At 53.4% G+C, this 22,461-nt stretch carries 26 protein-coding genes; 10 read left to right on the forward strand and 16 right to left on the reverse strand.

Features of this window, described 5'->3' with window-relative positions; translation table 11 throughout:
- Positions 1–23: 23 nt before the first annotated feature.
- The 6 genes from flhB to flgB all read right to left on the reverse strand — a co-directional run bounded on the left by flhB (position 24) and on the right by flgB (position 3,409).
- Positions 24–1,109, reverse strand: a complete 1,086-nt coding sequence (flhB, locus tag L1I42_RS09920) for a flagellar biosynthesis protein FlhB (protein ID WP_236114369.1) — start codon at positions 1,107–1,109, stop codon at positions 24–26.
- Positions 1,109–1,882: a flagellar biosynthetic protein FliR gene (fliR, locus tag L1I42_RS09925; RefSeq protein ID WP_236114370.1), complete on the reverse strand. Its 774-nt coding sequence runs from the start codon at positions 1,880–1,882 to the stop codon at positions 1,109–1,111. Before fliR ends, flhB begins: the two co-directional genes overlap by 1 nt.
- A 2-nt stretch (positions 1,883–1,884) precedes the next feature.
- Positions 1,885–2,151 carry a flagellar biosynthesis protein FliQ gene (fliQ, locus tag L1I42_RS09930; RefSeq protein WP_236114371.1) on the reverse strand — a complete coding sequence of 89 codons (267 nt, stop codon included), beginning with the start codon at positions 2,149–2,151 and terminating at the stop codon, positions 1,885–1,887.
- A 25-nt stretch (positions 2,152–2,176) separates the two neighbouring features.
- Positions 2,177–2,497 carry a flagellar hook-basal body complex protein FliE gene (gene fliE, locus L1I42_RS09935; RefSeq protein WP_236114372.1) on the reverse strand — a complete coding sequence of 107 codons (321 nt, stop codon included), beginning with the start codon at positions 2,495–2,497 and terminating at the stop codon, positions 2,177–2,179.
- 74 nt (positions 2,498–2,571) lie between these two features.
- Positions 2,572–2,988: a flagellar basal body rod protein FlgC gene (gene flgC / locus L1I42_RS09940; RefSeq protein WP_236114373.1), complete on the reverse strand. Its 417-nt coding sequence runs from the start codon at positions 2,986–2,988 to the stop codon at positions 2,572–2,574.
- Positions 2,989–3,004: 16 nt separating this feature from the next.
- Positions 3,005–3,409, reverse strand: coding sequence for a flagellar basal body rod protein FlgB (flgB, locus tag L1I42_RS09945; protein WP_236114374.1), 405 nt, complete (start codon positions 3,407–3,409; stop codon positions 3,005–3,007).
- Positions 3,410–3,653: 244 nt separating this feature from the next.
- Here flgB and L1I42_RS09950 point away from each other — a divergent pair, with 244 nt between their 5' ends.
- Together L1I42_RS09950 and fliP are read left to right on the forward strand one after the other, a co-directional pair.
- Positions 3,654–4,427, forward strand: coding sequence for a flagellar biosynthetic protein FliO (locus tag L1I42_RS09950; RefSeq protein ID WP_236114375.1), 774 nt, complete (start codon positions 3,654–3,656; stop codon positions 4,425–4,427).
- 112 nt (positions 4,428–4,539) lie between these two features.
- Positions 4,540–5,241, forward strand: coding sequence for a flagellar type III secretion system pore protein FliP (gene fliP, locus L1I42_RS09955; protein WP_236114376.1), 702 nt, complete (start codon positions 4,540–4,542; stop codon positions 5,239–5,241).
- Between the two features lie 9 nt (positions 5,242–5,250).
- Here fliP and L1I42_RS09960 read toward each other — a convergent pair whose 3' ends face one another.
- From L1I42_RS09960 to L1I42_RS09980, 5 genes are all read right to left on the reverse strand, one after another.
- Positions 5,251–8,607, reverse strand: a complete 3,357-nt coding sequence (locus L1I42_RS09960) for a tetratricopeptide repeat protein (RefSeq protein ID WP_236114377.1) — start codon at positions 8,605–8,607, stop codon at positions 5,251–5,253.
- 88 nt (positions 8,608–8,695) lie between these two features.
- Positions 8,696–9,466 (reverse strand): MotE family protein, encoded by a 771-nt coding sequence (locus tag L1I42_RS09965; protein WP_236114378.1) that lies wholly within the window; start codon positions 9,464–9,466, stop codon positions 8,696–8,698.
- The gene (locus L1I42_RS09970) at positions 9,463–9,936 is read right to left on the reverse strand and encodes a DUF6468 domain-containing protein (RefSeq protein WP_236114379.1); all 474 of its coding nucleotides are present in this window, start codon (positions 9,934–9,936) and stop codon (positions 9,463–9,465) included. The genes L1I42_RS09965 and L1I42_RS09970 overlap by 4 nt, the downstream gene beginning before the upstream one ends.
- Position 9,937: 1 nt before the next feature.
- A complete protein-coding gene (gene fliM / locus L1I42_RS09975; protein WP_236114380.1) occupies positions 9,938–11,068 on the reverse strand; it encodes a flagellar motor switch protein FliM in 1,131 nt (376 codons plus the stop codon).
- Positions 11,069–11,077: 9 nt separating this feature from the next.
- Positions 11,078–11,572 carry a flagellar basal body-associated FliL family protein gene (locus tag L1I42_RS09980; RefSeq protein WP_236114381.1) on the reverse strand — a complete coding sequence of 165 codons (495 nt, stop codon included), beginning with the start codon at positions 11,570–11,572 and terminating at the stop codon, positions 11,078–11,080.
- Between the two features lie 294 nt (positions 11,573–11,866).
- On the opposite strand from L1I42_RS09980, the gene flgF reads away from it, so the two are divergent.
- From flgF to flgH, 4 genes are read left to right on the forward strand one after another with little or no spacing between them, the layout of a single operon-like run.
- The gene (flgF, locus tag L1I42_RS09985) at positions 11,867–12,604 is read left to right on the forward strand and encodes a flagellar basal-body rod protein FlgF (protein WP_236114382.1); all 738 of its coding nucleotides are present in this window, start codon (positions 11,867–11,869) and stop codon (positions 12,602–12,604) included.
- A gap of 23 nt (positions 12,605–12,627) precedes the next feature.
- Positions 12,628–13,413, forward strand: a complete 786-nt coding sequence (flgG, locus tag L1I42_RS09990; protein WP_236114383.1) for a flagellar basal-body rod protein FlgG — start codon at positions 12,628–12,630, stop codon at positions 13,411–13,413.
- A 15-nt stretch (positions 13,414–13,428) separates the two neighbouring features.
- Complete coding sequence (flgA, locus tag L1I42_RS09995) at positions 13,429–14,385, forward strand: flagellar basal body P-ring formation chaperone FlgA (protein WP_236114384.1); 957 nt, start codon at positions 13,429–13,431, stop codon at positions 14,383–14,385.
- 43 nt (positions 14,386–14,428) lie between these two features.
- Positions 14,429–15,130 carry a flagellar basal body L-ring protein FlgH gene (gene flgH / locus L1I42_RS10000; RefSeq protein ID WP_439651499.1) on the forward strand — a complete coding sequence of 234 codons (702 nt, stop codon included), beginning with the start codon at positions 14,429–14,431 and terminating at the stop codon, positions 15,128–15,130.
- Between the two features lie 116 nt (positions 15,131–15,246).
- Here flgH and L1I42_RS10005 read toward each other — a convergent pair whose 3' ends face one another.
- Positions 15,247–16,194, reverse strand: a complete 948-nt coding sequence (locus L1I42_RS10005; RefSeq protein WP_236114386.1) for a DMT family transporter — start codon at positions 16,192–16,194, stop codon at positions 15,247–15,249.
- Positions 16,195–16,264: 70 nt separating this feature from the next.
- Here L1I42_RS10005 and L1I42_RS10010 point away from each other — a divergent pair, with 70 nt between their 5' ends.
- A complete protein-coding gene (locus tag L1I42_RS10010; RefSeq protein WP_236114387.1) occupies positions 16,265–16,777 on the forward strand; it encodes a MarR family winged helix-turn-helix transcriptional regulator in 513 nt (170 codons plus the stop codon).
- Positions 16,778–17,090: 313 nt separating this feature from the next.
- On the opposite strand, the gene L1I42_RS10015 is transcribed toward L1I42_RS10010, so the two are convergent.
- The 4 genes from L1I42_RS10015 to L1I42_RS10030 form a co-directional block, all read right to left on the reverse strand.
- Positions 17,091–17,378: a sll1863 family stress response protein gene (locus L1I42_RS10015; protein WP_236114388.1), complete on the reverse strand. Its 288-nt coding sequence runs from the start codon at positions 17,376–17,378 to the stop codon at positions 17,091–17,093.
- Between the two features lie 139 nt (positions 17,379–17,517).
- Entirely contained in the window at positions 17,518–18,522 is a 1,005-nt protein-coding gene (locus L1I42_RS10020; protein WP_236114389.1) for a hypothetical protein, read from the reverse strand.
- Between the two features lie 126 nt (positions 18,523–18,648).
- Positions 18,649–19,098: an RNA polymerase-binding protein DksA gene (gene dksA, locus L1I42_RS10025; protein WP_236115038.1), complete on the reverse strand. Its 450-nt coding sequence runs from the start codon at positions 19,096–19,098 to the stop codon at positions 18,649–18,651.
- Between the two features lie 148 nt (positions 19,099–19,246).
- Positions 19,247–19,657 carry a flagellar assembly protein FliX gene (locus L1I42_RS10030; protein ID WP_236114390.1) on the reverse strand — a complete coding sequence of 137 codons (411 nt, stop codon included), beginning with the start codon at positions 19,655–19,657 and terminating at the stop codon, positions 19,247–19,249.
- Positions 19,658–19,946: 289 nt separating this feature from the next.
- Here L1I42_RS10030 and L1I42_RS10035 point away from each other — a divergent pair, with 289 nt between their 5' ends.
- The 3 genes from L1I42_RS10035 to L1I42_RS10045 are packed head-to-tail and all read left to right on the forward strand — an operon-like array spanning position 19,947 to position 21,864.
- The gene (locus tag L1I42_RS10035; RefSeq protein ID WP_439651500.1) at positions 19,947–21,026 is read left to right on the forward strand and encodes a flagellar basal body P-ring protein FlgI; all 1,080 of its coding nucleotides are present in this window, start codon (positions 19,947–19,949) and stop codon (positions 21,024–21,026) included.
- Positions 21,026–21,379 carry a rod-binding protein gene (locus L1I42_RS10040; RefSeq protein ID WP_236114392.1) on the forward strand — a complete coding sequence of 118 codons (354 nt, stop codon included), beginning with the start codon at positions 21,026–21,028 and terminating at the stop codon, positions 21,377–21,379. The genes L1I42_RS10035 and L1I42_RS10040 overlap by 1 nt, the downstream gene beginning before the upstream one ends.
- Positions 21,376–21,864 (forward strand): hypothetical protein, encoded by a 489-nt coding sequence (locus L1I42_RS10045; RefSeq protein ID WP_236114393.1) that lies wholly within the window; start codon positions 21,376–21,378, stop codon positions 21,862–21,864. Before L1I42_RS10040 ends, L1I42_RS10045 begins: the two co-directional genes overlap by 4 nt.
- Positions 21,865–22,461 lie beyond the last annotated feature (597 nt).

Below are 22,461 nucleotides of genomic sequence, written 5' to 3' on the forward strand. Positions count from 1 at the left end.
CTTTTTGCCCGGTCGCCAACAGCCTATGAGGATTTTGCACTCCAGGAGCGGACACGACGCAACCGCATCACATAGCCAATCACCTCAGCCACCGCTTTGAAGTGGGTCGGCGGTATCGGCTCTTCAAGCTCCACTGTAGCATAAAGTGCCCGGGCCAGGGGCGGATTTTCCACAATCGGAATTTCGTGTTCATTCGCCATTTCACGAATTTTAAGCGCCACCTTGTCAACGCCCTTGGCCAGGCAAACCGGGGCAGACATGCCCGCTTCATATTTCAGCGCCACCGCATAGTGGGTCGGGTTGGTGATGATCACACTGGCATCAGGCACATTTTGCATCATGCGCTGGCGGCCGCGTTCCGATCGGATTTGCCGCAATTTGGCTTTGACCTTCGGGTCACCCTCCATCTGCTTATATTCGTCGCGCACTTCCTTGATGGTCATTTTTTGTTTTTCAAACCATTTGTTGCGCTGATACATAAAATCAAGCCCTGCCACCACGGTCACAACCGCCAAAGTTGCGAGAATGATCTTGATGCCCATTTCCTGAAAGGTCAGCATCAGGGTGGTGGGATCAGCGGTCACCAACGTGTCCAGTCGGTCACGTTCGGGCCACATCACCAGAAACATGATGATCGACACGATCGAAAGCTTGGCCAAACCCTTGGCAAAGTTCACCAGCGCATCTTTGGAAAACAAGCGCTTCGCACCGCTCAGCGGCGACACTTTTGACCATTTTGGCTTTAGCGGATCCAGCGACCAAACCGGCTTGTGCTGCACCAAATTGGCCGCCAAAGCAAACCCGGCCAAAATCAGCAAGGGCACCAGCGCCACCAGCAGCACCGTGCCCGCCAATTCATACCAGAAACCGGCAAAGCCGGATTCACCAATTTCATATTGGTCAGCATTGGCCATCACATTTTTCAACATGTCGGTCAGTGACCCGGCCGTAATTGGCGCCATCAATGAGAAAATCAGCGCCGTGCCCAGCATCATAAACCAGGTGGTCAGTTCCTGGCTTTTGGCCACGTCCCCTCTTTTGTGCGCATCCTGCAGCTTTTTCTCGGAGGGGTCCTCGGTTTTCTCGGACTTATCCGGTTCGTCAGCCATTATCTCACTCCAACAAGCGCCATAAAGAATGCTTCAAGATGGCCGACATAAAGTGCCATCATTACGCTCAGCAACAAGGCAAACAGCAATAGCCCCAAAGCAATATTGGCCGGCATGGCGATAAAGAACACCTGCAATTGCGGCATCAGGCGGGCCAAGAGGCCCAAGCCAAAATAAAACACCAGACCAAACACAATAAAGGGTGCTGCCATTTGCACGCCCACCACAAAGCTCGAGGAAATTACCTCCAGCGCCATGGTGCCCGCATCTTCCAACATAATCGGCGCACCGGGGGTGAAAATCTCATAGCTGTGATAAATCCCCGCCAGCACCAGATGATGCAGATCCATCGAGAAGATCAACGTCACCCCAAGCACCGCAATAAAGTTGCCGAAAATCGCCCCCTGCAAACCGCCCTGTGTCGGGTCAGAGGTTTGCGCAAAGGACAAACCGGTCTGAAACGCGATGGTCGAACCGGCCACCTGCGCCGCCGATGTCAACAACCTTGCCGTGCCGCCCAACACAAAGCCCACCGCCAGCTCAGAGGCCAACAAGGCAATCACCGGATAAAAGGCCAGATTGCCCTGCGGGTAAGTCTGCGAGATCAGCGGGTACATGATGAAGGTGAAGGTGAGTGCCAGCGCCAAACGCATGCGCACCGACAATCGGCTGGACGAGAACCCCGGCATCAACATGATCAGCGTGCCCAAACGGGCAAAGATCAGGAAATAGAGCAACACCGTTTGTGGCAGCCAATTGATGCTTAAGTTCATGGCTAGCCGCCGGTGATGATCAGATCAACCATCCGGTCCATATAGCCAGCCATTTGCGCGCCCATAAACGGCAGTGTCAGCAGCATGGTGATAAAGATCGCCAAAATCTTGGGCACAAACACCAAAGTCATTTCCTGAATTTGGGTCAGGGCCTGAAACAGCGCAATCACAACGCCGACCACAAGCCCAACAATCATCAACGGCGCGGATATATAAATCAGCGTCCAAATACCATCCTGAGCTACGTCGAGAACTTGTGCGCCGGTCAACAACGCCTCCTAGTTGTGCCGTTTGTTAGATCGGCATCTGCATGATTGATTCATAGGCGGTGATCACCCGGTCACGAATCGTCACCACCGTTTCCATCGCAATCTCAGTTTCCGAGATCGCGGTCACAACATCAACCACGTTCGACTCGCCATTCACAAGATCCATCGCCTTCTGATCGGCGACACGACCTGTTTCCACCACATCAGTCAGACTTTGGGTCAGCATCTCACCAAAATCTGGACCAGCGGTTGGCTTTTGGGCCAATTGTGCTCCTTGTTGGCCAACATTGCCCAACTGGGCAGCGCTGGCATAGGCATTGGACGCAGCTGCAAATGGTACGCTCATAAAAATTCCCCAATTAATTTTGGCCTAGTCCAGCGCGCCATTCCCCAATTTTGCGCTGCACAGCCCTTCCCGATCTATCCGCGTAGAATGTCCAGCGTGCCGCCCAGCATCTGCCGGGTCACGGTCACCACATTCAAGTTCGCTTCATAAGTGCGCTGGGCTTCGCGCATATCCATGGTTTCCACTAGGCTATTTACGTTGGGATAAAGCACATAGCCGCGCTCATCCGCTGCCGGGTGACCCGGCTCATAGCGTGATTGAAAATCGCTCTGGTCATAGGCGACGCGGCCAATCTTCACTTCATTGGCCATCAGCTCATTGTTATAGACCGCCTCAAATGTCGGCACTTTCCGCCGATATGGGTCGGCCCCTGGCTCTTTCGCAGCTGAACTGGAGTTCGCCATGTTTTCGGCAATGATCCGCATCCGCGCTGATTGCGCGTGCAGGCCGGTTGCCGCAATTTTCAGCGAATTCATAAAGTCAGAAGACATCACTCACCTCGTCAAATTACTGTTTGCCCAAAGCGGTCCTGATCAACCGCAGGGAGCGTTTGTAAACGGCTGTCGCCGCTTGGTAGTCCATCTGGTTGCTGGAGACCTTCATCATTTCATCTTCCAGCACCACACCATTGCCTTCTGGCGTAATTTCGAAATTGTTCATTTGGCGCGGCCCGAATCCGTCCGCGCCCTGACCGACCACCGAGATGTGCCGAGCGTTCGTCACCCGAGTCGAAACGGTGCTCATTTTCAAATCTCTTTGATGCTGGGCAAAGTCGAACTGCTTCAAATCCCGCCCGCGATAGTCTGGGGTATCAGCGTTGGCGATATTCTCCGCCAGCAAGGTTTGCCGTGTCTGGTGCCACTTCATTTTTTGCGTTAACGCGTCAAAAAGCGGCAACTTCGCAATCGTCATACCAACCTCATAGCTTCAGTAGGCAGATATTGCCGGGCAAATGGTTAATGCGGCGTTAATAATCTTTGCAATTTTCAATAAATGCCATCAGTTGGTGTTCCAAAAAGCACCAATTTGAAACTGCGGACTTGCACTAGGCATTTTTTGCCATCATCATTTTGCGATGGCAAAACGCGTTCACCACATTTTGACCAGATATATTGCATATGCCACACCGAAGTAAGAGACGAACATAGAGGCGATAATGGGTTTTTTAACTGAACTATTGGGCGACGATCTGGGCAATATTGCCATTGTAATTGGCGGGCTATTCATCACGATTTTGGCCATCATTCTGGTGGTCTGGCTTATCAAAATTGCGTTTCGGGCCAGCCGCGATGGGGTGCGTAATCGCATGCGTCGCCTCGCCGTTTTACAGTCCGCACCGGTAGATAACAAACGCCAGCTCGTGATTATACGTCGAGACAATCAGGAACATTTGCTTATGATCGGTGGCCCCAATGATGTGGTGATCGAAACCGGGTTCCAAAACCCGCAAGAGCCCTATCAGCAGGTCCCCGCTGCCAAAACTGAACCGCCACAATCCGAATCCATGCAGGCCAAAATGGAACCGACGGAGGGCGCCAAACCTTCTGCACCGCTGGTGGCCAAACCCCGCCCCGCGGGCCCATCACGCACCACTCCAGTGTCCCCTCTGGAAGAGAGGGTTGAACCCAAATTGGGTGAGAGCAACCATAAATCGGAAAGCAACGTCACCCCGATGCCAAATCTTGCCCCGATGGAAAAACTTCAGGAACTGGCTCGGTCCAGACCCGATTCTCAGGCCCAAACCTTGAAATATCCGGGCCTGTTGCGCGGCGGCAATAAGCAAAAAGACGTGGATAGCCCTGTTTCTGCCAACAAAAACGAGGAAGCGAATGCCGACTCAGATAAATTGGCGGGCAAGAATGCTCCAGAAGTTGAGCATCAAGGAGCTGACACGACCGCACATGGGAAAGACAAAGCCAAACAGGATTAGTTTGCGCCATGCGCTGGCGGCGTCGCCGTCAGTGCCCCGGTTTACCTCTGATCGGCTAAAATCAGTTGCCTGGTTCAGCGTCAAATCATTTAGCTTTTGCTTTGTAATCCTGATGGCGGGGGCGTTACTCGCCTTTCCCGGCTTTGCGCAAGATATTTCAATTGATTTTGAAGACCAAACCACTTTGACAGAGCGGGCGGTGCAGTTGATCGGGATCATCACGATCCTGTCGCTCGCCCCCTCGATTCTGGTGATGGTGACTTCGTTCACGCGCATCGTTGTGGTGCTCTCATTGCTGCGCACAGCCATTGGCTTGCAAACCGCGCCCCCAAACTCGGTCATGATTTCGTTGGCCCTGTTTCTCACCGCCTTTATCATGGCCCCGACCTTGCAAGATTCCTACGATCAGGGCATTGCGCCGCTTGTCGCAGGCGACTTGCAAATCGAAGAGGCTGTGCCACAAGCCATCGCGCCCTTACACGAATTTATGCGCGCCCATGTGCGCGACAAAGATGTTCAACTGTTTCTCGATCTAACTGAAACCCCGATCCCGGAGAATCCCGAAGAGCTGGACATCACAATCCTTGTTCCGGCCTTTATGATCTCGGAATTACGGCGCGCCTTTGAAATTGGCTTTTTGCTGTTTGTACCGTTCATTGTCATCGATATGGTGGTCGCCTCGGTCCTTATGTCGATGGGCATGATGATGCTACCGCCCATCGTGATTTCACTGCCGTTTAAACTGATCTTTTTTGTGCTGGTTGACGGGTGGAACCTGGTGGCTGGCTCACTGATCCGAAGTTACATCGGATAAACAGGCGACCTATAAGATATCCTGATCTGGCGACAATGCGCCTTGGGTGCCATAGCGCTCCCGATAGGCGGCCAAGAATGAATTGAGTGAATCCACGTCAGCAATTTGCCGGGCAAGCGCCTTAAACTCTTTTGTACCGAAGGCCGTTTTGCTCGTCACAAATTCAAAGACGGGCCATTCCGGTGTCGATGCCATGCGGTTCGAAAATTTCGCCCGCAACCGGGTCAGTCCAATCTCATCATTGCCCAACGTGTACGCAACCGCAGCTTTCACCAGATCGTTGCGCACGCTGGTGGGCAATGATTCACCCCCGGTATATTGATCGGCATAAATGCGTTCAATCAGCTCTCCAGCCTCGCGATAGCGGCGACCAGACCAATGCGCATCCACTTCCAACAACCGGGCATCAAACCCTTCAATGTTGCGCAAAATGTCCACGGCCAGCTCGTCACGCCCTGCATCAATCAACGCTTTGGCCTCCAGAATGCGCCGCTGCCGCTCCAGTTGCGGCACCAAATTGGCCAACCGCGACTTATAGAGCGTTTTCAGCGCAAGGTCAGGCCGACGATTGGCAATCTGAATCACTGCAAGATCGGCAGCAATCTTCGAACGCGCGACCCCTTCCAAGCGATTTTCAATCTGATAGTCCAACAATTCTGCGGCTTGATCCAACAAATCTACCCGCACCAAACGGCGCGCCAGATTGCGGATCATCTCATCGCCCTTAGCGCCTGAAGGTGTCAATTTGCGGAAGTCGTAGTAAAGCCCAAGTGCCCGCACCGGCTCCAGCCGGTCTGCCTCGCCATTCAGGAACAAGTCTTCGAAAATTTTACGAGCCAATTCGTAATGTCTTGTTTCTTGTGGTGTATCCTGATGCGCAACTTGCATACGCTGCAATGTCTCAAATCCGCCGCGATAGTCATGATTCTTAAATTGTAGGCGGCCATAGAGTTCCTGGATGTTGGCACCAAGTTCGCCGCCCCGCCAAGTCAAGGATTGGATCGACAACGTGTCCACCGCTTTGTCGAGATCGATATTGCCCTTCTTTTCTAGAACCAGAAGCGTCCGATAAACCGCCTCGGCATAGGTTGGGCGCACATCCATGTTCAGCACGCTGCCATATGTTTCCAGCGCTTCATCATATTGCTCGTCCACCTCGTCCACGCGTCCGGCGAGCAGGTCATACCGGCTGAGATCTTCTTTGTTGAGCGACCCAAAATCGATCCCGCCCAAATAGCGAATTGCTGCCGCGGAATCGCCCGTCTCCACCGCTGCGCGTGCAGCCGCAAAATAGAATTCATTGGCAACCCAAAGAGGGTAAACCTCCACAGCCTCTTCAGCTAATAATGCATCGTTGCGCGCAATTTCATACTCACCGCGCCGCGACCGGGAAATTGTGCGCCAGATAATTGCATCTGCCGCCTCCACAAACGGTTCTTCCAGCAATATTTCCAACGCATCATCATGGCGGTTGGCCAACACACTGGCCGCTGCCTTGAGCATATTGCCCTCATCAGCCAATTGCGGTCGCTTGGTGTCCTCTTCCCAAACGCGCAGAACACCCAAGGCTTCGTGCATCAACTTGTTGGCCAGATAATAGCGTGCCAACTCCACCCGCGCGCTCTCGCGGGCCTTGCCTTCAGCCTCTGCAGCACGCACCATAATCTCTTCACGTTCGGCGACAAATTCATTCGGGCGAGAAAGGCTGGCCCCCGACAGGTCCAAATAGCCCACGCGCTCACCCACCTCCACTGGCTCATCGCGGTTGATATCGGTAGAAGAGGACAGCAACAGACCGTCTTTGGCATCAATGACCACTTCTGCCCCTTCAATCCGCAATTCGAGGTCAGAATGGTGCGGCTGTACGACGAGACCGTGAACCGCCCGCAGTGCTTTGAAATCCACATATTCCAAATCCCGCACAATGGCGCGAGAGGGCGGATAGGCCGTTACCACCTGAAGCAAATCCCCCACATTTGGGTCACGCATTTGATGGACGCGGGCCGGACGCAGAATGTCCGCCACCAAAACCGTGCGCCCATCGCTTTGAGCTTGCTGGGTCAAAGTCATAGGCTCAGTCGGTGCGATCAGAATATCGCCCAAAGACAGCACCCAGGATCGCCCCTCAGACCCTAACGTAGCAAGTCGGTCCGCATTCATTTTCATCTCGACAATCTGGGTCTCGCCCGCCCGGTTGACCTTGATGTCGCTGGTGATGCCGCCCAGCAAGTCCATATCAGCAGGGGAATCGATCGCTACATGGGTATCGAAGACCATCCACACGGTTTCACCGCGCTTGAACACAGCGGCCGGTGTGTCTTGCTCAAACGGAAAAATCAGGCGAACCGTTCCGCCGATTTTATTCACAAAGGGTGTGATCCGCGTTTGTCGCGATAAGGCAGGCGTTTTGCGCAACAACGGATCAATTTCTTCGACGACATCCTCAACCACTTCGCGATCGGCAATCTCCTCAGGCAATTGCTCCGGGGCAATCTCGGTAATGGGCACGCCCACATCTTCTCGCGTAGAAAAGTCGAGATCCAGTGTATAGTTGCGCTTGTCTTCCTTGAAAAAGCGCGGCTCAACATTCTCACTCAATTCAAAGCGCACCATCAACCCGTCTGGTGTCACCTCTTTCTCAACCTTTTCAATCTCCTCGGGCAACTCAGACTGGATGGCGTAAAGATCAACATCGATCGGCCATTCAAATCGCAACGTGCCGCCTTTTGGCGTCTCTGTCCAACTGGCCTCTGTATCAATAGTCCATTGAAACTTAACCCGCGTGAAGGTGGGGTGACGGCCCACGCGTACAATAGCGTTTGGCTTGGATTCCCGGGCGATTCGCTCTTTTCGCCTTTGTTCAGCCAGCTTTGCCGCCCGCTCAGCGCGCAATGCCAATTCAGCCACCACATCTTCGGGCAAAGCAGGGTCCAGCCCCTGCCAGTCTCGGGGAATAAAATCAACAAACAGCCGTTCACCGGCCTCAATTCGATTGATGCGGTAGTCGCGTTTCAACCCGAAACGGATGCCTTTATAGTCAGGGTCAACCCGCGCGACCGCCACATACTCGCCCAACTGCTCGGTCACATCCGGCAACTGAACGTCTATCGGCTGAGAAAACTCAATGCTCATAACCCCGCCGCTGGTGGAAATGGAATAGGATGGCAGATTCAACCGGTCGACAAATGTCAGGATGATCCGGCCAAAACCTTCTTGCCCCTGAGCCACCACCTCCAGGCGCTGACGCTCGGTCTGATTTTGGGCCACTGCCACTTGCGGTATTGTGGACATCGCAAAGCCAGCCGCGCACGCTGCCATAACCAGCGTGCGGCACAATCCTTTTTGCAGGGCTTTAAACAACACCATTTATGGGTGGGCCTCTTTGCGATCAATCGTTGGGATCAATCTAACGCCTAGCAATTAACACTTTACTTACCACAAGCCGCAAAGCCGCTTACTGCCCAACAATTTGCGGCAGGCCGTCTTGTGTCTGCTCGTCAGCGTTCTCATTGTTCTGCAAGTTTGGGTTGGCCAGATTGATGGTCAAGGCTTCTGCTTTTTCAGCATTCATATCCGCCAGAATCGCCGCCATCTTGCGCGGATTCATTTGCTCCACCATACGCACCAGAACCATCATATCAAGCCGATCAAAGATGCGAGCGGCATCTTGGGATTTCATATTCTCATACATGGACACAAGTGATTTGAACTGCTCATCTTCCAGGCCCTGCTTGCGATCTACCAGCTCTTGAATACGCGCTTCAATCTGCTGCAATTCGGCTGCGCGGGTTTCCAGCCGCTTTTCCGCCGCCCGCACAATGTCCTCCTGTACTCTGAGCTGCTCTTCCAGCGCGTCCAGTTCTTTCCGCCGTTCACTCAGCCGCGCCAAAATCGCCCGTTCGGTATCTGCCAGCTGGCCCTCATCAAGCCCAACAATCTCGCCACTCTTGGTGAGTTTAATCGGCGAGGCGTCAGTATTTGATTCCTCAGCAGCCATGTCGCCTTCAGATTTTGTCGCACTATCCGCAAGGCTGTTGCCGGTTGGCTTTGGGGTATTGTCGACTTGCACCTGCGCGTCCTGCGGCTTGGCTGGTGCCTCTTGCGCACTCACCATTTGTGCCCCGCTCAGGCTGTAGCCCTCGCCAGATACGATTCCGAGTACTTTAAACAAGAACAGCGCTCCTGCAGCCACCATGACCACCGGCAACAAGCGAACTGAATTCATGCGGCTTCACCTTTAGAACGGGTGTATTTATCGAGCTGCGACAAGGCATTGCGCGCCCGGGGCGTGCTTGGTTCAACAGGCCGTTCCGCAGCAGGCGGCACTGGCCGATAGCCCGCACCTCCTTTTTGCGCTTCAGCGTCACGTGCCGTCTTTGCGATCTGACCAATCTTATGCAGCAGCTCTTGCCCCGCTTGTACTTGTTCATTCATTTCGCGGGAGAAGCCCTCAGCCTGTTGAAGCCGCGCCCGCAACTGCGCGTCGCTCTCAGCGGCGGTCTGCTTCATACCCTGAATAGCGCCATTGGCCATATCCGTGGCCCGCACCAAATCGGTGATCATGGCCCGCAGGGCATCGCGATCGGCGTGTAGCCGTTTCAGGCGCACATTGAGCACATAGCAATAGCCAATGGTCAGCATCAACAAGATGGCCACAGCCCCTTCAACGATCAATCCAAATGCCAGTCCGCCCATATTAATCACTCCCCTGCTCGTCCATCGCCTCAAACACCGACATATTCACTTTCGGTGGGTTGAGCGGACGGGTTACCCTTACAGAAACATATTTGCCGATATGACCCATCTGGGCTTCGGTCAATTTCACATCGCCACAACGCAGGGACACCGGATCATTAGGCGTGCGCTCAAACATCAGCGTATCGCCCTGTTCGATATTCATCGCTTGCGAGAGTGGAATTTCCCATTCGTGCAGCACCGCTTCCAGCTCCGTTTCCGCGGCGTAAATTTCCGAGGCCAAGTGCCCTTCCCAAATCGGGTCACGGCCGAACTTTTCCCCCATGAACATTTGCAGCAATTGTTCACGGATCGGTTCAATCGTCGCATAGGGCAACAGGATCTCGACCTTACCGCCCCGGTCATCCATATCAATGCGCAACTCGATCAAAATCGCCGCGTTGGCAGGCCGCGCAATCGCGGCAAAGCGCGGATTGGTTTCCATGCGCTCCACATTGAACGTGACAGGTGTCAGCGGCTCAAAGGCCTTCATCATATCATCGAGGATCAACTCGATCATACGCTTGGTCAGGCTCATCTCGATGGTGGTATAGGGCCGCCCTTCCACCCGGATCGTATTGTTGCCGCGACGCCCGCCCAACAACACATCGATCATGGAGTAAATCAGATTACTCTCGACCGTCATCAGGCCAAAATTGTCCCACTCTTCAGCTTTAAGCACGGTCAGTATTGCTGGCAAAGGCACCGAGTTCAAATAGTCGCCAAACCGCACCGAGGTGATGCTGTCGAGGGACACTTCCACATTGTCCGAAGTGAAATTGCGCAAGGAGGTTGTTGTTAACCGCACCAGACGGTCAAATACAATCTCCAACATCGGCAAACGTTCATAGGAGACAAGAGCCGAATTGATCAGCGCCTGCACCCCGGACATCTCGCCTTCATTCAAGTCCGCCTGGTCAAAACCAAGCAGATTATCAATCTCATCCTGATTAAGGATGCGGTCGGCTTGGGATTCATTATCACCATCGTCCGCACCTTCGATCATCGAGGCCCATTCAGACGCCATATCGTCGTCATTTTTGGACTGTTCTTCGTCCAGAGCACTCATCAGATCGTCTTTTTCATCAGCCATGATGTAAACCTATTGAACCAGAATTTCTTTAAACAGAATGCTGTCCACCTGCGCGGGAAACACTGCAAGATTGACCCGGCGACGCAATTCCTCCTTCAACCGATAAATCCCGGCAGAACCTTCCAAATCAGATCGCCGAAGTTCGCGTAGATAGACTTGGAACGTGTCCAACACCCGAGGCATACGCGGCTCAACAATCTCAATAAGGGACTCATCAGAGAGCTCAAGCGCAATCGCAAGCTTCAAAAACACTTCATCATTGTCCGCATCATCGTTCAGATTGACCGTGATGGTGGGCAGGTCATAAAAAATGGCCGCGCGCACATCTTGCAGCTCGGCATTGTCCTGTTCCGCATTGGCAAACATAAAGAAGTAGACAGCCGCGCCGATCGCCGCCAAAAGCAACACAGCCCCCCCGATGATGATCATCATGGGCGGCTTTTTCTTTTTGGCTTCACCTTCTTCCCCATCGATGGGGTCGATATTTGCATCTTCGTTGGCCATGCCGGTCCTCAATAGTCCTTAGAATCATAGGCGCTGCGCGCACATTGCCTATACATACTAGTGGTAAGGTCGAGAAGGTTAACGAAGGGTTACTTTTTGCATTTTGCGGCAATTTTTGCCCGGTAAATTTTTCCACCCTGCAGATATGCCATTGCACTATTCGGTTCGCATTTTCATAAAAATTGAATAAAATCATACACTTAAAAAACTGGCACGATCCTCGCATTACTGATGGCAGACCCGCCGACTTGGGGAAGTCGAACGGTCAAACATTAAATTGGGGAGACAGGTGCCATGGAAAACGCACAGCTCATCGGCTTATCAAGACAAATCGCACTGCGGCGGCAAATGGATGTCGTGGCCAACAATATGGCTAACTTGAACACTGTCGGTTACAAAAATATGGACATTCTTTTCGAAGAATATGTCATGCCGGTCGCCCGTCATAAAGATTTTGAAATGCTGGACCAGCCGCTTTCTTACACACAGGATTGGGCGACAGTTCACGACTTTTCTTCCGGCAGCATCACGCAAACAGGCAACCCGCTGGATGTCGCCATCCAGGGCAAGGGCTTCTTTGTTATTGATACGCCGGGCGGCGAGCGTTACACCCGCAACGGTTCATTTCAGTTGAACGAGCGGGGCGAACTGGTCACATCCGAGGGCTATAACGTGTTGGCCGATGGTGGCTTTGTAACTTTCGGCCCGGAAGAAACCGGCATAACCATCACCGCAGAGGGCCGCGTGACCTCCTCCGCTGGCGACAAAGGTATTCTGCGTGTTGCCGAGTTTGATAATCCGCAAAGCTTGCGGCGCGAGGGCGACACCATGTTCTCAGGCGAAAACCCAATTTACGACAACCCATCCCGCTTTGTGCAAATGGCTATTGAGCGCTCCAATGTCTCTGGCGTTTCTGAAATGACCGAGATGATCCGCGTCACAAAGGCCTATGAATCCATTTCGGGCATGCAACAACGCCAGGACGAATTGCGCCGCACAGCGATCCGCAAACTTGGCGACACCAAAGCTTAAGTGAAAGCGAAAGGAACAGAATTATGAAGGCACTCTATATCGCTTCCACAGGCATGTCAGCGCAGGAACGCAATGTGGAGATTATCTCCAACAACATCGCCAACATGCGCACCACCGGCTTCAAACGCCAACGTGCCGACTTTCAGGATTTGCTCTATCAAGTCTATCGACGCGCCGGCTCGCAAACTTCCGCCGCTGGCACCCAGTTGCCTACAGGCGTTGAAATTGGCTCAGGTGTAAAAACCGGTGCCACACCTCGCGTGATGAGCCAAGGCAATATCCAGCCGACAGAAAAAGAGCTAGATATCGCCATTCGCGGCGAAGGCTTTTTCTCGATCAACCTGCCGGATGGCCGCACAGGGTACACCCGCGACGGCTCATTTGAACGTGATTCCAACGGCGATCTGGTGACCATCGAGGGCTACATCGTGCAGCCGGGCATCAACATTCCTGCAAATGCCCGCGCAGTATCGATCTCAGCCGACGGCACAGTCGAAGCGTTTCTGGACAATGAATCAACGCCAACCGCCCTCGGGCAAATCCAGCTCAGTCGTTTTGCCAACAAGGCGGGCCTCGAAAGCATTGGCGACAACGCCTATGTGGAAACCGCCGCTTCCGGGCCAGCGCAAAACGGCGTCGCCAATCAGGATGGGTTCGGCAATATGCTGCAAAAACATTTGGAACTCGCCAACGTCAATGCGGTAACAGAAATTGCAGATCTGATTGCTGCGCAGCGTGCCTATGAAATGAACGCACGTGTCATTTCTGGGGCTGACCAGATGCTGCAAGCTACATCGCAGATCCGCTAGGGGTAGGTTGAGAACATGTTTAAAACACTCACAAAAACTGCACTGGTGCTTGCCACTTCCCTTCTGGCGCAAAATGCGTGGGCCACCCCTGTGCTCAAGCCGTCCATCATTGTGGACACCAAAATCGTCACCGTCGGAGACATGTTCGACAATGCCGGTATTCACGCCGAAACCGCCCTTTTTCGCAGCCCTGCGCCGGGGACTGTCGGCGCGGTCCCACTTGCATCTGTACAATTGGCTGCCCAGCGGGCCGGACTGGAAAACTACGATACGGCGGGCCTGTCCCAAGTGCGGGTTGAGCGCGCTGGCATCAAAATCGACAACAATTTTGTTGCACAATTGGTCAATGAAGAACTGGCGGCCCGGCAATTGTTGCTGGCGGGGGAAACCGCCCAGGTGCGTTTGAACACCGGTTTGAACAAGCTGTTTGCCGATAGCGCTTCGGACAATCCGGTCATGGTACTTGATTTTGAAGTTGGCCCTCAAACGCGCACCTTCACGGCGCGCCTGGCCCTCGCCGGCCATAGACAACCGCTGCAAATTAACGGCCGGATCGACATTTTGATCGAGGCGCCTTTTGTGGCCACATCCAAAGCTAAGGGCGAAATCTTGAAACTGAGCGATATTGAAATGCGGCCCGCCTCAGAGCAAGTGGTGCGTGCACAAGGTTCAGTTCAAATCGAAGATCTGGTGGGCAAAAGCCTCACCCGCTCCCTGCGAGGTGGCAGCCCAATCCGGATGTCCGATGTAACCGAGCCCGATGTGATCAACCGCAATGATCTGGTTACGCTTTATTTCAAAAAGGGTGCCCTCACCCTCACCGTGAAGGCCAAGGCATTGCAATCAGCTGCCATCGATGAGCCGGTCACTGTTCTCAATCTGATGTCCAACAAACCAATTCAGGGCATCGTTACTGGCGCAGGCGCCGTGGCCATCCCAACCGGTCCCGCCAAAATCGCGACAGCGAATTAGGAGCGCGAAGATGAAACTTATTCAACTCGTCATATTGATCGCCATGGGCATCTCATTGACTGCCTGCACCACCGCCAACCGGATTGCCAGCATCGGCAAGGCACCGTCCTTGACCGCCATCGAAAACCCGCAGGCCAGAGCAGGCTACAAGCCAGTGTCGATGCCGATGCCGGAGCCTGAAAAGGTCTCCTATCAGCCAAACTCATTGTTTATCTCTGGCAAGCGTGGCTTCTTCAAAGACCAACGCGCCAGCAAGGTGGGCGATATTCTCACCGTGGATGTGACCATTGCTGACAAAGCCCAGATTGCCAACAAAACATCACGCTCCCGCACCAGCACAAATGATGCAGGCGCTGGTGGGGTGGTCGGCTCCATCTTTAACTCCGTCGTGCCCGACGTTTCAGCAAATGGCGCGATCGAACTCAGCTCTGGTTCTGCCGACACAGGCGATGGTTCGGTGAACCGCTCTGAAACCCTAGACACATCTGTTGCAGCCGTGGTGGTACAGGTACTGCCCAATGGCAACCTGGTAATCGAAGGACGTCAGGAAGTGCGGGTAAACTTTGAAGTCCGCGACCTGATCATCGCTGGTGTGGTCCGGCCCGAAGATATCGGCGCCAACAACACCATCCCGTCAGAAAAGATTGCCCAGGCCCGCATCTCATATGGCGGCCGCGGCCAGATCACCGATGTACAACAGCCACGTTATGGCCAGCAATTTATGGACGCCATTCTCCCCTTCTAAGGTGTCCATATATTGGCTGATCGCTTTCCCCAATTTGTGATCAGCCCTTCCCCAAAGGGCGCGACTTTCCCCAATTGGTCGCGCCCTTTTTGTTTTTAAAGCGCTACGGTCAGGACCTAGCCTTTCCGGCCAAAATTGGCCCCATTGAAAATCACCACCCCGGCGATCACAGCCGCACCGCCCAGCACCACCATCAAGGTCAGGTCTTCGCGCAAAAAGGTCGCGGCCAAAATTGCGCCAACCAGCGCAATAACCGGTCCGATCTGGCTCAAATAGACGGGCCCGCCGCGCTTTTGCAGCACAAAATAGAAGCCGAACCCGGCAGCAAAACACAGCATTTGCGCGCCCATCACCACAAGGCCCGCCTTGCTGACTGTTTCATGGCTCAACTCACCAGTGAGCAGCGCAAATAAATAGCTATAGAGCCCGGCCATGATCAGCATCCAGGGCGCCAGCGCCAAGGGTGCCGCATCTTTGGGCCAAAAGCGCGAGCGGAAAATATTACCCAACGCCAAAAACACTGGCCCCATCAGACTGACAATGATCCAGAGCGGCGCAATGCTGGTGTCCGTCAATTTGCCAAACGCCAGCAACATCGCCCCCAACAGCGCCATGGCGACGCCAAAGATTTTGCCTAACGAAAAGCGGTCATCACCAATCGCCACAGCAACAAAAAAGGTCAGCACCGGCGCAAAAGCGGTGGCAAAAGCAATAAAGCCCGCCCCCACATACCGCACGGCAAAAAAGAACATCAGATTGGGCACCACAAACAACAGGCCGGACATAAAATTATAGCGCCAAACACCTGCATCAAATCGGGCTCGCTGACCAAAAAGGCTGGTTCCCGCGAGCATCAACAGCCCGCCCCCCAGCGTGGTGTGGGCCAGATAAATGGTCGGCGTCCAGCCCGTATTGATTGCCACTTTGCCCAAAACGGCGGTGACGCCCAGAAAGAACCCCACAATCAGCAACAAGAGCAACATGCCGAAATCAAATTGATGCCAAAAGCGCCGCATTGGGGACGCGCCAAGATTGATGGTTGGATTTTGTGACAGGTTGGTCATACTCATATTCTGTTTGGACTTCAATTTATCTTACCATAAAGTATCTTGACATTAAGATAAAGGAAAAAATATGGATCGCGCAGCGTTGGCCGCCAAACAATGGCAAAAAGAACGTCCGGAACTGGACCCCGTCCCCATGGAAACCCTGGGGCGCATCGCCGAATTATCCTTGCGGGCCCAGCGCGATCACATCGAGCCACTCTTTGCACGCTACGGATTGCAACCAGGCGAATTTGATGTGCTGGCCACACTGCGCCGCGCCGGGGCGCCCTTTGCCCTGTCGCCAACCGCGCTTTATGAAGCCACCATGGTCTCCTCCGGCGGCATGACCAACCGCATCGACAAGCTGGAAAAAGCCGGGCTGATCGAACGCCGCCCCAACCCCAATGATCGCCGCTCAAATCTGGTGGCGCTCACCGCCGCAGGCCGCGCCAAAATCGATGAAATGGTGCCAGAACATGTCGCCAACGAAGCCAGTTTGCTCGCGGCCCTCAGTGCTGATGAAATCACCCAGCTCAATCACTTGACCCGAAAACTGTTAGTCCACCTTGATCAGCTCGAACAAAATGAGGGGTCCCAATAGCGATATCCGCCAAACCGCGGATCAGCCCAGTCACGAAAGGCGTCGTCCGTACCTGGCGCATACAATCATGTCATTTGAGCCAATCAATATGGGCGGCCCCTCTCCCCCGCCGCTCCAGAAATAGAAACCTTTTTATACATCAACGCGCTAGCAGATAAATCCGACTCACCATCTCAAGCAATCGGCCGACATACCTTTTGACAATTTCTCATACCGAAGCAGCGGCAAGGCGCACTGCCCCCGCTGCAACCACCACAAAAAACGGCGCCAAAAATGGCGCCGTTTTGGATGATAGCGAACGATAAACGAGCGCTTAATTAAACCGATCGCGGGCCCGATCAAATGCACTGGTGATGTTTGTCCAAGCCTGTTCAAAGCCGCCCTTCATGTCCTTCCAAGCATCATCGCTTGCGTTGCGGAGCTCTTCCAACCGCTCTTGCGCATCTTCGCGCTGGGCGCGCATTTCATCCAGCTCTTTTTGATATTCCATCTTGGCGTCAGCGTCGGCCTCTTCAACTTTGGCCTTCATTTTTTTAATTTCGGCATCCCATTGGTCAAGTTTGGCTTGAGTTTTCTGGATATAAATATCTTTATCGGACATGATTGCCTCCATTTCTGCTCTGTGGCCCGCACGCTGCCATAGCGTGACAGCAGCGCAAGGGCCATAGGGCTTTGATTTGAAGGTATAACGCGAACACCCCCAATAAAGTTGCATGTAAAGAGGAAAATCTGAAAATAGACTATTTCAGGAAATGCCGTTTTTGCGACAACTCAGCGAGAAGTGGATCGATATGATCGCCAAAATCATCCGCGCGCATCTGTCGGATTTGCTTGAGCACGCCCATGGCGTGATCCGCGGTAAACCGCTCTAAAAAGCTCTTGGCGTCAGCGTCGTGGTGCCACAAATTAGACAGGCGGCGATTGATATATTCTTCCACCAGATATTGCTGGCGCTGAATGGATTGACCAAAGGTGCCCAGATTCCAGGCCATTTTCAGGGCGAAAATGTCTACGCCTGCCCTGTTTGCACCAGAAAGGCCAAAGCGCTGCATATATTGGCGGGATTTGATTTCAAACCGTTCCGGCGCATAATCAGCCGTCACATCCTGCCAGCCCCGCATTTTCAGCTGAGCCACCAGGCCCGAAGGGGTTGTGCGCTCGCGAAATTTAATGCCAAAACGTTCAGAATCGGCCAGAATCTTGATCACCAGATCCGAACAGGATAGCCATTCCTTGATCTGCTTGGCGTTCTGATTGTCCTTGGGCCCGCGACCAAAGCCGATAAAGCGCCGCAAACTATATTTTGATTCAATATAGCGCCACGCACGCATCATGCTCTCGGCCCCGAAAAAAGTATCCGGCGAGCGCAAGTCCGGACAACGCAATACCAAAAAATCGCGATATCGTTTTTTGCTGTCATAGCAAAGGTCAATCACCGGCACGAACCGCACCCCGCCCGGATGCAGCATGTCGGTATAATAGCCCTTGACCGCCCTCGGATAGGCCTCAACAGCCGTCAGTTCAGACCCCACAAGAGCACAATGGGTGAATTTCCGCGAGGACTTGAAAGCATCCAGATCAAAGGCGTGCTGAAAGGTGACATTTACACGAGATTTTGGACCGCGTGAGCGATAAAAAACCACATCATAAGGTTGGGATACGGGCCAGCTTTCGGGCGAAACTCGTTGCGGCTTCCCGGCCGTCGGCCGTTCCACCTCCATCTCTCGCCCAGCCTGTGCTGTCATAGCGCCCACCCTTGAAACAACGCCCTCATTCAACCAGATGTGCCAACTCTCGCCCGCCGCCAAGACACAAACATAGTTTGTCCCAACTTATAACTATAAGTCAAATCAAACCATTAAAAGGCACATCTAGTCGTCGCGATAAACCTTCTCGCGCCGCTCGTGTTTTTCCTGCGCTTCAAGAGATAGGGTTGCAATCGGCCGCGCATCGAGACGCGCAAGACCAATCGGCTCGCCAGTTTCTTCGCAATAGCCATAGGTGCCATCATCCACGCGCTTCAGCGCCGCATCAATTTTTGAAATCAGCTTGCGTTGACGGTCCCGTGTCCGCAGTTCCAACGCCCGATCACTCTCAGAAGACGCCCGGTCAGCAATGTCCGGGTGGTTCTGGCTTTCTTCCTGCAAGGCATCCAATGTTTCCTTGCTTTCACGCAAAATATCATTTTTCCACGCCAGCAACTTGCGGCGGAAATAGGCCAATTGCTTTGGATTCATAAACTCTTCGTCCTCGCTGGGACGATAGTTATCAATTTCCTGCTTATCCAACTCGGGTGCAGTAATTTCGCTTTCCAAGTCCATCGACATTGAGTCTTACTCCCTCAACTAATGTGGGCCATATATAATCGCCAAACGCCGTTGCGACAAGCCGCTAATTTCATTGCGGTCTAAGCGTTATTCATGACGGTAAAATGACGAAGACTTATCCACAAAATTTGGGGAGTTTCGGTCAAAGACGGCCAAGCTTGGCCAGCTCCACCTGCACGCGCAATTCGATATCATCTATCACTGCTTTTAGCGCGGGATCGTCAGTGGTGGGCGCATTTTTCAAAATTTTATGCATGTTTTGCAGTCGGGCTTCACTCACCCGCCCAACCAGTAGATCGGTTTTCAACCGCTCAAGACCATCCAGCAACTGGTGACCTCGCTTTACGCTTTTCTTTTTGGCCAGAGTTGGATCTTCAACGCTTTGTAGCGCCAAAAGCGCATCAACACTGCCCACATGCTCCACACCGGCAGAGTGCCGCGCTTGCCCGGCGCTCTTTTCCTGTTCCACCGAAAATGTCTCACCTTGGCCACGCCCTTTCGCCGTTTTGTTAGGCGCGGTTCGGCTGGTTCTATTGGTATCTGTGATGCGCATTAAAAATTCCGTTTTTTGCGACCGGCAATTTATGCCCAGCCCCTTTTGCCAATTCCTGACAATGGGCATTATTTACCTAGAGAAACTAGCATTTTCAAACCAAAAACAAAAGCAAAAGCCACGCAAACTCAATTTTATTCAAATAACTCAGCACTTTAATCACTTTACTCATCAACTGGCACGGTTTTCGCTTTTATGAGGACACGCCGCACCTGATTGGGGAATGAGGTCGGCAAGTTAAATGGGGAAAATGATGAGAACTGTTTTTGCAAGAACGACAAAATGGATGATGGCCATAATGGCCATTGCGCTGCTGGCGGCCGAGGCCAATGCCGCGCGCATCAAAGATATTGTCACCATTGAAGGTGTGCGCGAAAACCAATTGGTCGGGTACGGCCTTGTGGTCGGCCTTAACGGCACGGGCGATGGCCTCAACAACGCGCCATTCACCCGGCAAAGCCTCGTGGCCATGCTGGAGCGCATGGGGGTCAATACCCGCGGCACCAATATGCGCACCGCCAATGTGGCCGCCGTCATGGTCACGGCCAATTTGCCCGCCTTTGCCACCCAAGGCTCCCGGCTTGACGTCGCTGTGTCGGCATTGGGAGACGCCAAAAGCCTGCAGGGCGGCACCTTGTTGGTGACCCCGCTGATGGGCGCCGATGGCGAAGTCTATGCGATCGCGCAAGGCCCAATCGCCATCAATGGTTTTCAGGCTGAAGGTGACGGCGCCACGATCGTTTCAGGTGTCCCCACCACTGGTCGCATTTCCGATGGCGCCTTGATTGAACGCGAAGTTGATTTCGATCTGGGGGCCCGCCGCGCCGTCCGTTTGGCCTTGCGTAACCCAGATTTCACCACCGCCCGCCGTATTGCACTGGCCATCAATAATCTGATTGGCATGCCGACAGCCGTGCCGCTGGACAATGCGACGGTCAACCTAACCCTGCCCCGCGGGTTTAACGGCAATATTGTCGATCTGATCACCGATATTGAACAATTGGTCATCACCCCGGACCTGCCGGCGAAGATTGTGATTGACGAAAATTCCGGCATTGTGGTGATGGGGCGCGACGTGCGTGTCTCCACCGTCGCCATTGCGCAGTCCAACTTGACCGTCACCATCACCGAAGATCCCCAGGTTGAACAGCCCAACCCGCTGGCAAACGGACAAACCGTAGTCGTGCCGCGCACAGAGATTCAAGTTGATCAGGTTGACAGCAATCTCGCGACACTCAATGAAACCGTTACCCTTCAAGAACTGGTTGATGGGCTGAACTCGCTGGGTATTTCGCCGCGCGATCTGATCTCCATTCTGCAGGCAATCAAGGCCGCTGGCGCCTTGCAAGCTGAAATCGAGGTGATCTGATGTCGATGGCAAACGTTTATTACCCGGTTCAAAAACCATTCAATATGACAGAGGCACAATTTGCCTCCCTCAAGGAAAAATCGGTTGAGCTTGAAGGCGTGTTTTTGAACACCTTGATGAGCGAAATGACCAAAGCCAGCGATTCCGAAGGCATGTTTGGCGGCGGCTATGCCGAAGAAACATGGCGCGGCATGCTTGGTGAGGAATATGCCAAAAACATGGCCGGCAATGGCGGCATTGGCCTGGCCGACGATATTTTGCGCGATCTTATCTTGTCACAACAATCAATCAATGCACCGCGACCAGCGGCGCAGCCTAACCCTGCTTATGTATCAGGAGCGTACCAACAATGACCCCACATCAGTTAAGAGCCCAGACGCTGGCCAAAAAGCCTCCGATTCCCCTGCCGGGTGAGCCAGAAGAGGTTTGCATTGCGGCGCGGGACACGCTGACCCGATTGGTGGATATCATGAATAATGAAACCACCCTTTTACGCGCCGGGCGTCTGCTGCAGGCAAGCGAACTCGCCGCCCCCAAGGCGGAACTGGCGCAAAAATATGTGGGGTTGGCCCGGGCCATCCAACACAATGTGGACAGCTTAAAACAAACAGCCCCGCATTTGCTGGAAGAGCTGCAAAAGAGCCAAACTGCCCTCGCCACCCAAATGGCTGAGAATATGAGGGTGCTGGCCACTGCAAAATCCCTGTCTGAGGAAATTGTAGGCGATGTTGCGGCGCAATTGGGACGCGCCCAAAAGCCAAAAACTTATGGCGGCAACGGCGTAACAGCGCAAAAAAGCGAAAGCCTGCAAGGCGTTTCCATCAACAAAACCAGCTAATTAGAATTGCTTCGCAGGCGGCAGAAGTGTCGCCTGCTATTTATTCAATTTTTATTTAAATAACAACTCACCACATTACACATACGCAATCTCTTTTCTCCAAGATGCACCCAGGCAAGAAGTGCCGAAATTTTCATGGAGAAGAGCCGTGACCGTCAGAATAGACTCTGCCGCCGGTTTTCAAGGTGGCGCCGCTCAAAGCGGGAACGCACGCCCTCAACAGGATTACAAACCGCAGGATGCGGCCTCGACGAAGCCACAGGTAGGCAGCGCCCAAGCAGCGCCACCTGCAAACCCCCAGCGTGTCAATCCAGTCGCCGACGACGGGCTGCCAGACATCCCCAAATTGGTGGGACCGGCAGCACCAGCAAGCCTTTTATTTGAAGCCTCCCTGGCCGCAAATGCGGAAGAAGGAGAACCGGGTCATATTGATTTTCCCCGAATGATCAATCGCCGATGGGTCCCCTCTCCCGATCTGTTGCGTCAGTTGCAATCAATTAAGGGCTAAGTATCTGTAAAATCGCTGTTAACCATGCCAGTTAAACAGCGATTTACCATAGGAGTTCCTCGCCCTGTGCGATTAAGAGTTAGTTCACT

The sequence above is a fragment of the Maritalea mediterranea genome (assembly GCF_021568695.1).
Classification (GTDB): domain Bacteria; phylum Pseudomonadota; class Alphaproteobacteria; order Rhizobiales; family Devosiaceae; genus Maritalea; species Maritalea mediterranea.